Source organism: Herbaspirillum sp. RV1423, from assembly GCF_000577615.1.
In the GTDB taxonomy this organism is placed as follows: Bacteria; Pseudomonadota; Gammaproteobacteria; order Burkholderiales; family Burkholderiaceae_D; genus Herbaspirillum.
On the sequence record NZ_CBXX010000064.1, the window covers coordinates 1 to 16191 of the forward strand.

The 16191-nt window shown below is 53.8% G+C and carries 15 protein-coding genes and 1 pseudogene; 15 read left to right on the forward strand and 1 reads right to left on the reverse strand.

Translation table 11 applies throughout. The features are described 5' to 3' along the window. The 14 genes from RV1423_RS27490 to RV1423_RS27555 all read left to right on the forward strand — a co-directional run. A partial coding sequence (locus RV1423_RS27490) for an RHS repeat-associated core domain-containing protein (protein ID WP_034303805.1) occupies positions 1-1719 on the forward strand: 1719 nt, incomplete at its 5' end. 19 nt (positions 1720-1738) lie between these two features. Next, positions 1739-2611, forward strand: coding sequence for a hypothetical protein (locus tag RV1423_RS27495; RefSeq protein WP_155835337.1), 873 nt, complete (start codon positions 1739-1741; stop codon positions 2609-2611). Then, on the forward strand, positions 2601-3014 hold the full coding sequence (gene gspG, locus RV1423_RS27500; protein ID WP_034303809.1) for a type II secretion system major pseudopilin GspG: 414 nt from the start codon (positions 2601-2603) through the stop codon (positions 3012-3014). The genes RV1423_RS27495 and gspG overlap by 11 nt, the downstream gene beginning before the upstream one ends. A gap of 28 nt (positions 3015-3042) precedes the next feature. Then, positions 3043-4233: a type II secretion system F family protein gene (locus RV1423_RS27505; RefSeq protein ID WP_034303811.1), complete on the forward strand. Its 1191-nt coding sequence runs from the start codon at positions 3043-3045 to the stop codon at positions 4231-4233. Positions 4234-4389: 156 nt separating this feature from the next. Then, positions 4390-6111, forward strand: coding sequence for a GspE/PulE family protein (locus RV1423_RS27510; protein ID WP_034303813.1), 1722 nt, complete (start codon positions 4390-4392; stop codon positions 6109-6111). Further along, positions 6092-6901, forward strand: coding sequence for a hypothetical protein (locus tag RV1423_RS27515; RefSeq protein ID WP_155835338.1), 810 nt, complete (start codon positions 6092-6094; stop codon positions 6899-6901). Before RV1423_RS27510 ends, RV1423_RS27515 begins: the two co-directional genes overlap by 20 nt. After that, entirely contained in the window at positions 6901-7458 is a 558-nt protein-coding gene (locus tag RV1423_RS27520) for a PilN domain-containing protein (protein ID WP_034303816.1), read from the forward strand. The genes RV1423_RS27515 and RV1423_RS27520 overlap by 1 nt, the downstream gene beginning before the upstream one ends. Before the next feature lie 13 nt (positions 7459-7471). Continuing rightward, positions 7472-8026: a hypothetical protein gene (locus tag RV1423_RS27525; protein ID WP_034303822.1), complete on the forward strand. Its 555-nt coding sequence runs from the start codon at positions 7472-7474 to the stop codon at positions 8024-8026. Then, positions 8023-8529, forward strand: a complete 507-nt coding sequence (locus RV1423_RS27530) for a hypothetical protein (protein ID WP_034303817.1) — start codon at positions 8023-8025, stop codon at positions 8527-8529. Before RV1423_RS27525 ends, RV1423_RS27530 begins: the two co-directional genes overlap by 4 nt. 11 nt (positions 8530-8540) lie before the next feature. Then, positions 8541-10808 (forward strand): cohesin domain-containing protein, encoded by a 2268-nt coding sequence (locus tag RV1423_RS27535; RefSeq protein WP_034303818.1) that lies wholly within the window; start codon positions 8541-8543, stop codon positions 10806-10808. A gap of 11 nt (positions 10809-10819) precedes the next feature. Then, positions 10820-11311 (forward strand): type II secretion system protein, encoded by a 492-nt coding sequence (locus RV1423_RS27540; RefSeq protein ID WP_155835339.1) that lies wholly within the window; start codon positions 10820-10822, stop codon positions 11309-11311. Positions 11312-11314: 3 nt separating this feature from the next. After that, entirely contained in the window at positions 11315-11698 is a 384-nt protein-coding gene (locus RV1423_RS27545) for a type II secretion system protein (protein WP_034303819.1), read from the forward strand. Next, positions 11698-12189: a type II secretion system protein gene (locus RV1423_RS27550; protein WP_034303820.1), complete on the forward strand. Its 492-nt coding sequence runs from the start codon at positions 11698-11700 to the stop codon at positions 12187-12189. The genes RV1423_RS27545 and RV1423_RS27550 overlap by 1 nt, the downstream gene beginning before the upstream one ends. Positions 12190-12198: 9 nt before the next feature. After that, a complete protein-coding gene (locus RV1423_RS27555) occupies positions 12199-15027 on the forward strand; it encodes an FG-GAP-like repeat-containing protein (RefSeq protein WP_051517009.1) in 2829 nt (942 codons plus the stop codon). Here the strand turns inward: RV1423_RS27555 and RV1423_RS30450 are convergent. After that, positions 15008-15181, reverse strand: coding sequence for a hypothetical protein (locus tag RV1423_RS30450; protein ID WP_197035023.1), 174 nt, complete (start codon positions 15179-15181; stop codon positions 15008-15010). The genes RV1423_RS27555 and RV1423_RS30450 overlap by 20 nt on opposite strands. Between RV1423_RS30450 and RV1423_RS27560 the strand changes: the two are divergent. After that, a pseudogene (locus tag RV1423_RS27560) lies at positions 15171-16191 on the forward strand (type IV secretion protein Rhs); the annotation flags it as partial. The gene RV1423_RS30450 and the pseudogene RV1423_RS27560 sit on opposite strands and share 11 nt — an antisense overlap.

The following is a 16191-nucleotide window of genomic DNA, read 5'->3' on the forward strand; positions in this document are numbered from 1 at the left end:
GCCAATGGATCATTAATAGCAGAAGTAGCGATCGACAGCGCCGGCCAGGTCATCGCCGACCGGGGAAGAAGCGAGGTGTACACCAGCTTCGGCATGCCGCAGGCGATTGGCGCCCCGGGCATCAGCCTGGCGTTTGCGTACGGTCCTGAACATCAGCGTGTAAAACAGATTGCACCGGCAGCTACCACGATCTACCTGCACCCGGACAATACCGGTGGTTTGTTCTATGAGAAGGACATCGAGACCGACGGCACGATCGAACACAAACAGTTCATTACGGCGGGTGGTCAGGTCATTGCGCTGATCAAACTGGTCGGCACGACCCAGACCATCAGCTACATGCATCGCGATCAACTGGGCTCGACGACGACGATCACGGATGAGCAGGGCACACCCATCGAACGGCTTGCGTATGAACCGTTTGGCAAGCGTCGCTTCCCGGAGGGCAATACGGACACTGAAGGAACTGTTGTTGGCGTCAATACGGATCGCGGCTTTACGAACCATGAGCATCTGGAAGAACTGGGCCTGATCCATATGAATGGGCGGATCTACGATCCGGCGATTGGGCGGTTCATGAGTGCGGATCCGTATATCCAGGCACCGGACAATCTTCAGAGCTATAACCGATATGCCTATGTATTCAACAATCCTTTGAATACAGCAGATCCAAGTGGCTACTTCAGTCTTGGTGGATTCCTCGGAAGCGTCTGGGGCGGAGTGCGCAGTATTGGAAGTAGTGTAGTGCAAGCGGTGAAAGATCTGAAACAGCCTATTGCTACGATTGGTTGTACGGTTTACACAGGGCAGGCGGCTGGTTGTGCTGCAGCGGCCACCAAGTTATTTGGCGGTAGCTGGAATCAGGCTTTAAAGGCTGGCCTCATAGCAGATGTAACCCAGTCGGCGTTTTATATGGTGGGTACGTATTTTCCTGGAGCAGGGCAACTCGGCGCTACATCAGCGTCCGTATTCCAAAATACGATTGGTCATGCTGTGGTGGGATGTGCATCTGCAGTACTGGGAGGTGGAAATTGCGGCGCCGGAGCGCTTTCCGCAGGTGTGGCAGCCGGATTTGGAAACTATAACAACGGAGGAGATTACACGCTGAGCGGGTATTCTATGAATCCATTGACGGCGGTCGTCCAGAATGTGGTGATAGGCGGAACAGCTTCGGCATTAGGTGGTGGTAAATTCGGGAATGGGGCTGTCACAGCAGCTTTTGGATATTTGTTCAATTGCGTCGCACACGAGTGTTTTGCACAAGGAAGAGATGCGGAAAGAGCATTTACTAATTATTTAAAAGAGTATGCAGACCCATCTCTTCAGTTGGGCTACAACAAGTGGTATGACAGTTCCGATAATTTCTTTGGAGGGAGGCCAGATATTTTTTCAGAATCGCTAAAAATGGTCTGGGATATTAAACCGGACTCAAGATACGGTTTCGCCAGCGGCGCGGCGCAGATGAGTACCTATACTGCTATCAGCGGATATAGCAGCGGAAGTGCGACTCCTCTATTTGGATCTCAGCAAAGTATTGTTCTTTCTGGAACAATGAATCGTTATGAGTTTTTTTATGGGGGTAATGGTCTTGTAACATATAGAGCGTTAGATGCGAGCCCGATGGAAAGGTCGATTGCGCAGGCAGTTCGCGCTCAGGCCGCTAGGATGTTGGCCGGTCCCTTTCCGCTCCCATCTAAGCGAATGAGGCCTCAAGACTAAGAAAGTAGAGCGTATATTGATGCCTAAGAATCCATCAAAAAATCTTTCTAGTTTTCTATATGCACTTGCAGAGACTTGCACAGACTTATGGAATGAATTGGACGTGAACGGATATGGAGAACCTCTTAAAGTGTATATGGACGCAATGCGTTCGGTGGCCGGAGACGACAAAAGCTATTTGGCACTTCTTGAATATTGGAGAGAATACGCAAAGGAAAGATTGACTGCCCTAAAAGGGCCTTTTGATATACGTCTAGGCTCGGTAGACGGGACAGATAAATATAGATCAAAGTTTTTAGATAAATTGAGATTAGAAGCGCTTCAGAGGGGCGGAGGGCAAATTGAGTCCACATTAAGTCGCTATTTTGAATTACCGGCAGATGCACCACCAAAGCTGCAAATTATGAATTCTTATAGGGCTGCGCGTAGCTGTGGAGCATATAAAAAGGGTTTGTTGGATAAAGCTGAATTTAATATCTTATCTGAACAGGAAAAATATTGCCTGCTCAAAGAACGCTATTCAACGCGCTTGCGATCATTGGGTTTTAATCTTGATGAACATCAAAAAATGGGAAGTATCTATACCAAAGTCCTAAATGATATAGACCTTTGTTTTGTATTTATTGATCAATCTGAGACGGGATTGGACGTGGGATATATAGATATGCCCATCATTGCTCTCACTAACAAGTCAAAAAAAATTTCCCCCGGTAATATCGGGAAAAATGCGATAGCGACGTTTGCTATACGGGATATCATTCCTGGTTTTGATGCCATTTGTAGATTCGATCCGAAATCATATGCTCAGTTTTGCCTTGCTGCAGATTCAATTTCGTTTGTAGTCTCGAGTATCTATTCCAGAATCGAAACATATATAAATAATGAGAATTAAAGACCAAGGTGGTTTCACCCTTTTAGAGCTATTGGTTGTAATGGTCATCATCGGTCTCCTAGCCGGCTACGTCGCCCCCCGCTACTTCGCCCAAATCGGCAAATCCGAAATCAAAGCCGCCCGTGCCCAAATCGACGCCTTCGAAAAAGCCCTCGAAGTCTATCGCCTCGACACGGGCCACTATCCGGCAACCGAGCAAGGCCTCGACGCGCTGATGAAGCAACCAGCGGGTGAGACCAGATGGCAAGGTCCATACCTGAAGAAGGCGCTGCCGCAAGATCCATGGCAGCACGCGTATATTTACCGCTTCCCCGGCGAACACGGCGACTACGATATTTTGTCTTATGGCCGCGACGGCAAAGCCGGCGGCGAAGGGGAGGATGCGGACGTGACCAACTGGTGAAGTTTTGCCGTGGCTGTCTCTCTGATGTATGCAATTCCAACTCAAAGTCTATCGTGTGCCGGAAGGCGTCAGTTCCCTGACGCTGGCTGCGGCTGACCTCGTCGAGGCGACACGGCAGGCGGAGCAGCAAGGGTATCGTGTTATTTCCGCTCAGCGCCAATTCAGCTTGTCGTGGCGGCTTGGCAAGCGGCAGAAATTTTCCGTCGCGTTGTTCAGCCAGGAGTTGCTTGCCTTACTGGATGCCGGCTTGAGTCTGGTGGAGACCGTCGATATCCTGGCGCGCAAGTCGCGTGATGTCGAAGGCAAGAAGATACTGGAAAATCTCGGCCGTCACTTGCGCGAAGGATTGTCGTTTTCCCGGGCGTTGCAGGCGATGCCGGATGCATTCCCCTCGCTGTATGTCGCAACAATCCGCACTTCGGAACATACCGGCGATCTGAATGAGGCGCTGCGCCGCTATCTGGCGTATCACCGTCAACTGAATCTGGTGCGCGACAAGGTTGTGGCGGCGTCGGTCTATCCTGTGTTGCTGATTCTGGTCGGTCTGCTGGTGATCCTGTTCTTGCTTGGTTATGTCGTGCCGCGCTTTAGCCGCGTGTATGAAGACATCGGCGGCGATCTGCCGTGGATGTCCAGGGTATTGATGCAATGGGGACATTTCCTGAGCGATCATGCGGTCGGCGTCGCTCTCGGGTTTTTTGCATTGCTGGCGGCAATCGCTTTCGGCCTCACGCGGCCGGCGACCCGCGCGTGGCTGGCGCGGACGCTCTGGTCCTTGCCGACCATGGGCGAAAAGATTCGTCTCTATCAATTGGCCCGCTTCACGCGTACCTTGGCGATGCTGATCAATGGCGGCATTCCTTTTGTGACGGCATTGGACATGGTGGCGGATTTGTTGCGTCAGCCTGCTTTGCGTGACGGCCTGCGCTATGCAGCATTGAGCATCAGCGAAGGTCAGCAGGTATCCGAGGCATTCTCGGCCAATGGTCTGGCGACCGAGGTTGGCGTGCGCTTGCTGGCCGTCGGGGAGCGTTCGGGCAGCATGGGTGAATCGATGGAGCGCATCGCCAAGCTTTACGATGACGAGATTGCTCGCTGGGTGGATTGGTTTACGCGCTTGTTTGAACCGTTGCTGATGATCGCCATCGGACTGATCATCGGCGTTGTGGTGTTGTTGATGTATCTGCCGATCTTTGAATTGGCCAGTAGTATTCAGTGAAGTATTTGATAAGGACTTGTTCATGCTCTTGCGGCAAGATCATGGACAAGTTCTTCGGTTGTTGGGGCGGGACAGGATGGAATCATGGCGCGGGGGAGGTATGGCGTCAGATTCAGCTTGAATGTCCCCCGTAATCTATAAGAATCAGGGAAATGAATGAGCCTGCTTGATCATGCCATTTCCGCTGTTGTTTCAGCACCGGTTGAGCCGCTTCCTCTGGCATTGATCCAGGAAGTGCGTCAACTGGTGGGGAGCAACCAGCGCGACATGATGGCTGTGCTGGAGGAAAAATCCGCTGAAAGATTGGCGCTGACTGCCTCGCAGTTCATGCATCGTCTTGGCAAGACCCTGCATTATCCAGTGTTGGATATGGAGGGCTTGTACCGCCTGACGCCGTCTTTTTCCTTGTTGTCCTTTCCGGAAGCGTTGCAGCGCAATTGTCTGGTGGCGCATGATGGCGATGTGCTGGTATGCATCCTGTCCGATCCTTTCGACCTGGCTTTGCAGACATGGCTGGAAGCCCGAATCGGCCAGGCCTTGTCGTGGCAGTTGTCCCACAAGACCGATCTGGCGGCATATTTTGCCGTGCATGAAGATGGCTTGCGCGCCATTGACGGTGCGTTGCACATGGGCGGCGGCGAGCCGTCGGTTCGGCTGACGGTCGAAGACCTGTCGCTCAGTTCCATCGCGGAAGACACCAGTCCGGTCGTCAAGCTGGTCAATTCGACCATCTATGACGCCATGAAAGTCGGCGCCAGCGACATCCACCTGGAGGCGACGCCGGCGGGCTTGCAGGTGAAATACCGGATTGACGGCGTGCTGGCCCATATTGCATCGGTGCCCGGCATGGACATGGTCGAGCAGGTCGTGTCGCGCATCAAGGTAATGGCCGAACTCGACATCGCCGAACGCCGGGTCCCGCAAGACGGCCGTTTCAAATTGTCGATCAAGGGGCAAGAAATCGATTACCGCGTATCCGTCATGCCGAGCATCGTCAGCGAAGACGTGGTGATCCGTATCCTCGATAAACGCACTCTGACCGACCAGATCAAGGGCTTGAGGTTGGACCTGCTCGGCTTCGAGGCGGCCACGCTGGCGGAGATCCGGCAATTGGCGGCCAAACCTTACGGCATGCTGCTGGTGACGGGGCCGACCGGCAGCGGCAAGACGACCACGATGTATGCGGCGCTCTCCGAGATCAACAACGGGCAAGACAAGATCATCACGATCGAAGACCCGGTGGAGTACCAATTGCCGGGCGTGCTGCAAATCCCCGTGAATGAGAAGAAAGGACTCACCTTCGCTCGCGGCTTGCGCTCGATCTTGCGTCACGATCCGGACAAGATATTGGTCGGTGAAATTCGCGACCCCGAGACGGCGCAAATCGCAATTCAATCGGCGTTGACCGGCCATTTGGTATTAACCAGTGTGCACGCTAACAATGTGTTCGATGTGCTGGGCCGCTTTTTGCATATGGGGGTCGACACTTACAGCTTTGTATCGGCCTTGAATGGCATCATGGCGCAGCGCTTGGTGCGGCTCATTTGCCCTGAGTGCTCTATGCCATATCAGCCGGAAGAGGCCGAGCTTGCGGCGTCCGGCATCCGCAACGAAGATGCCATGCGCATGACGTTCCGTCGTGGCAAAGGATGCGGGCATTGCCGCGGCACCGGCTACAAAGGGCGTCATGCCATCGGCGAGGTGTTGAATCTGAGCGATGAGCTGAGAGAACTGATTATTGCGCGTGCGCCGATCCGGACCATCAAGGAAGCCGCGCGCGCCAATGGCACGCGGTTTTTGCGGGAGGCGGCCCTGGACCTGATGGCGTCGGGGAAAACGACTTTGGAAGAAATCAATCGTGTCACTTTCGTTGCGTAACAAGCTTACCGTCGTGCTTGCAGCGGACGGCATGACCATTTCTTTGCGCAAGAAAGGATGGCGTTCGCCCCTGGAGGAACTTGGTTCGTTGGCTGTCGAACCGGGGAATACGTCCCAGGCATGGGACGCAGTCCTGACGGCGCTCGGGCAATGGCTGGCGCAATCAACATGGACATCCGCCGATGCGGAGGTGGTGGTTTCCGATGCTTTCGCGCGCTATGTCTTATTTCCCTGGCCGCAGGACTCCACCAAGAGGGCGGAGATCGCTGCGTTGGCGCGCATTCACTTCGATGTCTTATTTGGTGCGACCGATAGAGAGATGGAAATATCCTGGCATCTGGCCGAGTACGGCAAAGATGGCATTGCCTGCGCGCTTCAACGCTCCTTTCTTGAGTCGCTGAAGGCAGTGTTCGCGAAGAACAAGGTCCATCTCGTTTCTGTCGAAACGGGCTTTGTCCGGACGTTCAACACCTGGCGCAGTCGCGTTGCCGGCAACGGTTTGCTGGTCAGGGTTGAAAACGGCTTATGCGTGATGGCCGCGATCAGGGATGGATTATGGAAAAGCATCCGTTCGGTGAAACTGTCCGGCGATATGCCGTCTTCCCTGCTGGCCGCGATTGACCGGGAAATCGTTTTGCAAGGGGAGAATGAGCGGACACGCGTGTATCTCGATCTCCATACCCTCGTCGATACATCGACTTTTGCGCAGATGGAGCGATTTCATGTGCTGGGGCGCGGGCTTTACGGGGCGCGTCAGCGCAAGATCGAAGTGACGGAGGCAGCCGGCTGATGCAAGCGTTGAAAATCAATTTTATTGCGACCGGAAATTCGTTTTCCTGGCTGGGATTGGTGTTGCTTCTTGTTGCTCTGTTGCTGGCCGGCTATCAGGGGAGAAGCTATCTTTCATCGGCCAAGGAACTCGGCGTTTGGGAAAAATCCTGGCGCGACTTGAAGAATAGCGAGCGCAAAAAGATACGGCCCGATGCAAGCGCAAGCGGAGCGGGAAATCGCGAGCAGTTGCAGGCAGAACTGAAAGCGGCGAACAGGACCATTTCCCGCTTGTCGTTGCCATGGGACGAGTTGTTTCGCGAAATCGAATCCACGATGAACGATCGCGTGACCTTGCTGAGCATAGAACCGGATACCGAGAGAAAGGAATTGCGCATTACTGCGGAAGCAAAGGATTTCGATGGCGTGCTGGAGTATGCGCGTCAGATTTCCGCCATTCCTGTCTTGCGGGATTCATACGTGATGAATCATCAGATCCAGCAACAAGATGCGCAGAAACCGGTACGGTTCGTGGTCGTGGCGAAATGGCTGCTGACGCCTGATGGCCTTCGGAAATGAAGGGGCGGCCGCGATGAAAATAAGCTCCCTGTTCGTCTGGCGGATCGGTCGTTGCTTGCGCGCTTTGGGGCGTCCGGGCATGTTGGGGCTGCTGTTGATCGGTGTGAGTATTGCCTTGCATTTTTTTCTGCTCGCACCGATACGTCAGGAGGTATCGGACTTGAAGAATGAAGCGCGCCAGTTGAGGGCGAGATCAAAACTTCCGCCATCGGAAATCAAAGTGTTGAATCCCGCAGAGCAATTGGCCGACTTCTACAAGTTCTTTCCCCTGCAGGACGCCGTTCCTGAGGGCATGGGGCGGATATATGCCGCGGCTTCGGCGCAGGGCGTGGTTCTTGAAAGAGGCGATTATCAACTGGCAAATGAACGAGACAGCAAGCTGGTTCGCTATGATATTGTTTTCCCGGTCAAAGGGGGATATCTGCAGATTCGGAAGTTCATCGCTCAGGTGTTGAACGAGGTGCCGAATGCATCGCTGGACAGTATTGTCTTTACCAGGCAGCGCATCAATGATCCGATGATCGATGCGGAGCTGAAATTTGCGTTGTACGTGAGACCTCTGCAATGAAGGTCAATAAACGTCTGGTCATGTTAAGCGTGCTGCTGCTGTTGGTGATTGCCGCTGCCTGGAAGCTTTCTGCCGGAGAGGATGCGTCGGTTGCCATCAGCGAGCCGGCCGAACGATCCGTTCCGCCACCGAAACAGCCAGTCTCCAAAACTCCAGGCGTGCGCGATCTTGCACTGGACAAGCTGTCTCGTCTGGAAATGTCGGTAGGAGACGTCAATCCTTTTACGCCGAAATCGTGGTATGTGCCGCCACCTCCGCCGCCTCCGCAACCGCCGCCGAAACCGACCGCGCCGCCTTTGCCTTTTTCATATGTCGGGAAGCTGGAAGAGGATGGAGAGAACTGGACAATTTATCTGAGCAAAGGCACAGAGTCCTTCGTGATCAAAAAAGGCGACACATTCGACAACAGTTATCGGTTTGACGGTGTGGAAAACGGCAACCTGATCATTCAATACCTTCCCATGGGAATCCGGCAAACATTGTCTATCGGCACAGGTTTATAAAGAACGAGAGAATGAAATCATTGACTAAGGCGGCATGGGGTGCCGCGATCATCCTGGGACTTGCCGGTTGCGCCGGTGAACAGGCCCATCGAGATGGCTTGAACCAGATTGCGGAAGGCCGTTTTGACGAGGGGCTCGCCAATCTGGAAAGAGCCAGCAAGGAGGCGCCGGATAATGTTGCGTTTCGTGCCGATTATCTTCGCCGCAAAGAGGATCAGATCAATCGTCTTCTCGCTGCGGCCGATACCGACAGGATCGGCGGCGCTTTCGACAGCAGTGAAGGATATTACCGTCGCGTTTTGCAAATGGAGCCGGCCAACAACCGCGCCCAGGCCGGAATCGATGCCTTGGAAAAGGAGCGTCGTTATGCGCCTATCATCGATCTGGCGAAAGAGACATTGGCAAAAGGCGAGGTGGATCGCGCCGCCGCCTTACTGAAACCCTTGTTTGCGGAAGGCTCAACGAATATCGAGCTGGCCGGATTGAAGCGGCAGATTGACGAGCTGGAGCATAAAAAGACGGTTGTGGAACCAGTCTTGAAGACCTCTCAGAAAAAACCTATCAGCCTCGAATTTCGGGATGCCAATCTGCGCATTGTGTTTGAAGCGCTGGCGCGCTCAAGCGGCGTCAATTTCATCCTGGACCAGGATGTCAAGCCGGATTTGAGGACGACGATTTTTCTGCGCGACTCGTCGCTCGAAAATGCGATCGACTTGCTTCTTCAGACCAATCGCCTGGAAAAGAAGGTATTGAACAGCAACACGATTTTGATTTATCCCAATACGCCTGAAAAGCTGAAGGATTATCAGGAATTGGTGGTGAAGGGATTCTATCTGGGGAACGCAGACGCCAAGCAGACTCAGGCGATGATCAAAGGCCTGTTGAAGACCAAAGACGTGTTTATCGACGAGAAGTTGAATTTGATCGTCATGCGCGACACGCCGGAAGCGATCAAACTGGCAGAAAAGCTGATCGCAATGCACGACCTTGCGGATCCCGAAGTCATGCTCGAGGTTGAAGTGTTGGAAGTGAAACGGACCAAGCTTACGGAGTTGGGTATTCAATGGCCGACCAAACTGACGTTGTCGCCTTTGAGCAGCAGCGGTTCGACATCGACCACGCTGATGGATCTGAAAAATCTCAATTCTGATCGCGTCGGCGCGAATCTTTCCAGCGCCGTCGTGAATTTGCGGCGCGAGGTGGGGGATGCAAATATTCTCGCGAATCCCCGTATCCGGGCACGAAATCGGGAAAAAGCCAAGATCATGATCGGCGATAAGGTACCGGTTTCGACGACAACCACTACTGCGACCGGGATTATCTCCGAGAGCATTCAGTACCTGGATGTCGGCATCAAGCTGGAAGTGGAACCGAATGTCTATCTTCAGGATGAAGTTGCGATCAAGGTTGGCCTTGAGGTCAGTTCGATCACCAATCAGGTGCTGACGCCCGCAGGCTCCGTCACCTATCAGATCGGCTCGCGATCTGCTTCCACCGTGTTGCGTCTGCGGGATGGCGAAACCCAAGTGCTTGCCGGGTTGATCGGGGATGAGGACCGCATGAGTGCAAACCGGGTTCCCGGTCTCGGCGATATTCCTATCTTGGGACGATTGTTCGCCAGCCAAAAAGACGACAGGCAAAAGACCGAGATTGTCCTGTCCATTACGCCGCATTTGATCCGCAACATCAAGCGGCCGGAGGCTGCATTCAACGAATTCTGGTCTGGTACCGAAATGGCTTTACGCAATCGTCCGTTGACGTTGCAGCCGCTGGCAATGGACGACGAGGTCAAGTCTGGGAAAACGCCCACTGCGGATGCGCCGAATAGTGGTGCGGCAAAGGCCAAAAATACTTCACCTTCACACATCGCATTGCAATGGCAGGGGCCGAAGCAAGCCAAGGTGGGAGAGCAGTTCAAACTCGCGCTCAGAGTCAAATCGGATGGCGGTTTGCGGAGCTTGCCGTTTCAATTGGGATTCGATCCGGCCGCGTTGCAGGTTGTCGAGATCGCTGAAGGTCCGTTCTTTAAACAGGACGGCGGGCAATCCAGCATATCCAGTAACGTCGATGCCAAGTCAGGAAAGGCGTTCGTCAGCGTGGTGCGCTCTGGCGTGGAAGGAGTGCAAGGAGACGATGCGATTGCCGTATTGACGTTCAGAGTGTTGGATGCCAAAGGGCCGACGGAAGTGAAGGTCGTTTCGGCGACGCCTGTCTCGGTGGGCGATGCCAATGCGGCCCCCGTATTGCCGCCGCCGTTTGTATTGCAACCGTCGAATTAGGCGAGATATGCATGACTGACGCAATGCGAAAATACGAACAAGGCGGCTTTACGATTGTCGAGTTGCTTGTCACGATAGTGATTGTTTCTATCCTGGCCAGCGTCGCTCTGCCCATGGCCAGTTTGGCGACAAAACGTAATAAAGAAGCAGAATTAAGGCATGCCTTGCGGGAGATTCGCGGAGCGCTCGATCAGTACAAAAAAGCTGTCGATGACGGCAGGATAGAGGTGAAGGCCGGAGAGTCCGGATACCCGCCGGATCTTGAAATTCTGCAAAGAGGCGTGACAGACATTAAAAGTGCGGCGTCGCAAAAAATATACTTTCTGCGTCGTATTCCACGTGACCCATTTCAATCTGACGATACCGTCGCCGCCGCGGCAAACTGGGGCAGGAGAAGTTATGCCTCAAGCGCTGAGGAGCCCAAGGCAGGGAGCGATGTTTTTGATGTCTATTCCTTGTCTGAAGGCATAGGCTTGAACGGTATCGCTTACCGCGATTGGTAATCCATGACTTTTTATGACCGGCGCAAGGGCTTCACTCTGATTGAGTTATTGGTCGTCATGGCGATCATCGCGACGCTCTTGTCGCTTGCCGCACCGCGTTACATTGGTAATGTGGATAAGGCGAAAGAGTCGGTATTACGGGAAAATTTATCTACGTTGCGAGATGTAATCGACAAATTCTATGGGGATACCGGTAAATATCCGCAGACCTTGGATGATCTCGTCTCGCATAAATATCTCCGGAAAATTCCTCTCGATCCGATGACGGACAGCAATAGGACATGGATGATCGTTGCCCCTGAAAATTCCGATTTGGGAGGCGTATTCGATGTGCGCAGCGGATCTTCATCGCGTGCCAGGGATGGAACCTTGTATCGGGATTGGTAATGATCAAGCGCAATGAAGAGGGGTTTACTTATCTTGCGGCGCTGTTCCTTGTTGCGATTCTGTCGGCGTCGCTGGCGGGAACCGGCGTGATATGGTCGATGCAACAGCAGCGGGAAAAAGAAAGGGAACTTCTGTTTATCGGAAACGCATTTCGAAATGCGATCGGCACTTACTATCAAAAGACCCCGGGAACAATCAAACGATATCCGAACTCGTTGGATGATCTGCTCAAGGACAATCGGCAGCTTGTCACTACCAGATACTTGAGGAAGATTTATAAGGATCCCTTTACCGGTACGGAAAAATGGGGACTGATTCGGGCGCCTGACGGCGGAATCATGGGGATATCTAGCTTATCTGCGAATGAGCCGATAAAAAAATATTTTGAGCAGGAAAGCGCTGATTTTATCGGTACAAAAAAATATAGCGATTGGCATTTTGTGTATCTGCCGTCAACCAATTCATTGATAAACAATAATTTAAAAAAGTAAGGAGCGGCCATGTTATCCGTACATAACACCAAGAAAAAATGGAGACATTTCTTACAGTCGATTGCGGCCTTGTTTCTCCCGTTATGCGTCCAAGCCCAAATGGTCACACCAGGCCAGTTCCAGGTCAGTGAGAGCGGTGCGGCGACCTATACGATTCCGATTCAGGTGTCTCCCGGTGTTGGGGGGATGGAGCCCAAGCTGTCGCTGAACTACAGCAGTCAATCGGGCAATGGTTTGCTGGGAATGGGTTGGAGCCTGGGAGGTCTGGGCGGAGTGGGTCGATGTCCGCGGACGATGGCGCAGGATGGTGTCAGAGGCGGTGTGAACTACGACAGCAACGATCGGTACTGCCTGGACGGTCAACGGCTGATCGCGATCAATGGCAGTGAAGGCGGAGACGGAACGGAGTATAGGACGGAGCGGGAGAGTTTCGCGAAGATTGTTTCGTATAGCAGTGCGGGTAATGGGCCTGCATGGTTCAAGGTATGGACCAAAGCTGGTCAGGTGATGGAGTACGGTAAAACCACGGATGCCCGGATCGAGGCGCAAGGGAAGACGACGATCCGCGTGTGGGCGTTGAACAGGATAGAAGATACGAAGGGAAATTACCTGATGGCGAGTTATACGAAGGACGCCGCCAACGGGGATTATTACCCGAACCGGATTGATTACACGGGCAACAGCAAGATCAACACGGCGCCGACAAACTCCGTGCAGTTCCAGTACGAGGCCAGGCCGGATATTGTGCCGATGTATCAAGCCGGTTCACTAATGAGAAATGCGGTGCGGTTGAAATCATTGGCGCTGTATGGCGGTACTAGCGCAGTCAAAACATACAACATCGCCTATCAAGTTGACGGCGCTGCAAAGCGCTCAAGGATTTCGGAGGTGTCGGAATGTTCAGCGGAAGTGTGCCGTGGAAAATTTAAATTCGATTGGTCAAACGAAGTGTCGAGTTTCGGATCATCTGAAAGATCGGACACGGGGTTTCGGCCTGCGGATGGTTGGTTTTCGCCTAATTTCCAGAATCGGGTATGGACCGTCGATGTAAATGGAGATGGCTTGCCGGATGTGCTGGGTGTGACGGATGGTGGTTTCTACTGGCAATTAAATACCGGTAGCGGATTCGGTGCGGTTCAACAAGTGGAAGCAACGTTTAAGCCTTCTTATGGTTGGTTTGATCCGAGTATGCAAAATCGTGTGTGGATTACGGACGTTAATGGCGACGGTCTGCCGGATATTCTGGGTGCGACAGATAGCGGCCTCTATTGGCAGTTGAATACAGGAGCCGGATTCGGCCCAGTTCAGCGAGCAAATACGCTGTTTACACCATCGAGCGGTTGGTTTTCTCCCAATTTCCAAAATCGGGTGTGGATTGCGGACGTTAATGGCGACGGCTTGCCAGATATTTTAGGAGCAACGGACAGCGGCCTGTATTGGCAGTTGAATACTGGCTCTGGATTCGGCGATGCTCAACGCGCGAATACCGGATTCACGCCATCGAGCGGCTGGTTTTCTCCGAATTTCCAAAATCGTGTATGGATTGCAGATGTTAATGGTGACGGCCTGCCAGATATTTTAGGGGCGACGGATAGCGGCTTGTACTGGCAGTTGAATACGGGGGCGGGATTTGGCGACGTTCAACGTGCCGATACGACATTTACTCCATCGAATGGGTGGTTCGGCACGAACATTCAAAATCGTGTTTGGATTGTTGATATCAATGGTGATGGTTTGCCGGATATTCTCGGTGCGACCGACGGAGGCTTGTATTGGCAGTTGAATACAGGATCGGGATTTGGTCCTGTGCAGCAACAGGTTGATACGACGTTTAAGCCCTCGTTTGGCTGGTTCGATTTGAGTATGCAAAATCGCGTCTGGATTGCGGACGTCAATGGGGATGGCCTGCCGGATATATTAGGCGCAACGGATAGTGGCCTCTACTGGCAACTGAATACTGGTACTGGATTTGGTCCGGTGCAGCATGTAAACACGGTGTTCAGGCCTGCTGATGGTTGGTTTGGTACGAATATTCAGGGTCGCGTCTGGATCACAGACGTCAATGGTGATGGCACCTCAAGCATACTTGGCGCAACTGATGGTGGGCTGTATTGGCAGCGAAACACTACTGCTTCAACGACTCGCCCGAGTTTGCTCACGACAGTCACGGATAGCGCGGGTGCGGTCCTTAATATCGGTTATGCATCGGTGACGAACAAAAGTGTTTATAACAAGGATATTTCCTTATCGTCCTATCCGATTCAAGATATACAGGCTCCAATATATGTCGTGGCGTCTGTCTCGTCGCCAAATGGCGTAGGTGGCGCTACCAATACCCGCTACACCTATGGCGGCCTGAAGAGCGACCTGTCCGGTCGCGGCTTATTGGGTTTTCGCTGGATGCAAACTAGGCAGGTGGAGACGGGCCTGACGTCTTATACGGAGTACCAGCAAAGCTGGCCGTACACCGGCCTGCCGAGTCTGGTCAAGAAGAGCTTGGCTGGCGGCGGCAACAACGGTGTACTGAGCCAGATCACCAACAGCTACAACTGCAATGATGCCGCGAGTACGACGGTGACACCTTGTGTCGTCGGCGCCGGCAAGCGCTACTTCGTCTACGCCAACCAGAGCGTGGAAAGCGGCTGGGACTACAACGGCGCGGTGCTGCCGGTGATCACCACCAAGACCGAGTACGACACCTGGGGCAACGCCACCAGGGTCGATGTCTCGACCAGCGACGGCTACGGCAAGAGCACGATCAACAGCTACGCTAACGACAGCAATAACTGGTATCTGGGCCGCTTGCTCAAATCCAGCGTCACGAGCGCAACACCATAAGAGCGTCACGGCCAAGCATGACGACATCACTCAATAAAAATACAGGGGTAGCAATGAAGGCATCGTTCACACGGAACACCTTGACCACGATATTGCTGGGTTTGCTGATCGGGGGATCGGCAAATCCAGTCCAGGCGGGCACGATGACGCGCACCTCCGCGTTCGAATACGATGCCGCGACAGGCCTGCTCACCAAAGAGATCATCGAACCGGACAACTCCCAGCTACGCCTGGAGACAGCCTACACCTACGACGCCTACGGCAACAAGGTCGCCGCCACGACGAGCTCGCCGGCGACCGGTTCGGCAGCAGTCCTCCCGCGCAGCAGCGCCACCGCCTATGATGCGGTAGGCCAGTTCCCGGTCAGCAGCAGCAATGCGCTGGGCCAGAGTGAGACCAAGACCTACGACCCCAAGTTCGGCGGCATGACCAGCCTGACCGGCCCCAACGGTCTCACCACGCAATGGCAATACGACGGCTTCGGCCGCAAGATCAGGGAAATCCGCGCCGACGGCACGCAAACCAAATGGGACTACCTGTATTGCAACGGCATCAACGGCGGCACCACGCCGTGTCCGAGCCTGGCGGCCTACGTCATTCAAGTCACGCCGTTGGCCGCCGACGGCGTCACCGCGGCGGGGCCGTGGAGCAAGAGCTACTACGACAGCCTGCAACGCGAGATCAAGAGCGAGACAGTCGGCTTCGACGGCACCAGCGTGATCGCCAAAGACACCCAATACGACAGCCTTGGCCGGGTCTATCGCAGCAGCCTGCCGTACTACAGCAACCAGACCCCGCAATGGACGACGGTCAGCTACGACAGCCTGAGCCGGGTGCTGATCACGACAGCCCCCGACGGCAGCCAGACCCTGATGGCCTACAACGGCCTGACGACCACGATCACCAATGCACTGAACCAGACCCAAACCAAGATCAAGAACAGCCAGGGCCAACTGGTCAAAGTCATCGACACCCAGAACAATGCCCTGACGTATCAATACGACGCCATCGGCAACCTGATCGCCACCACCGACCCCCAAGGCAACATCGTCAGCCTGAGCTACGACCTGCGCGGCCGCAAGACGCAAATGGTCGACCCCGACATGGGCACCTGGACCTATGAGTACAACGCCTTCGGCGAACTGACCAGGCAGACCGACGCCA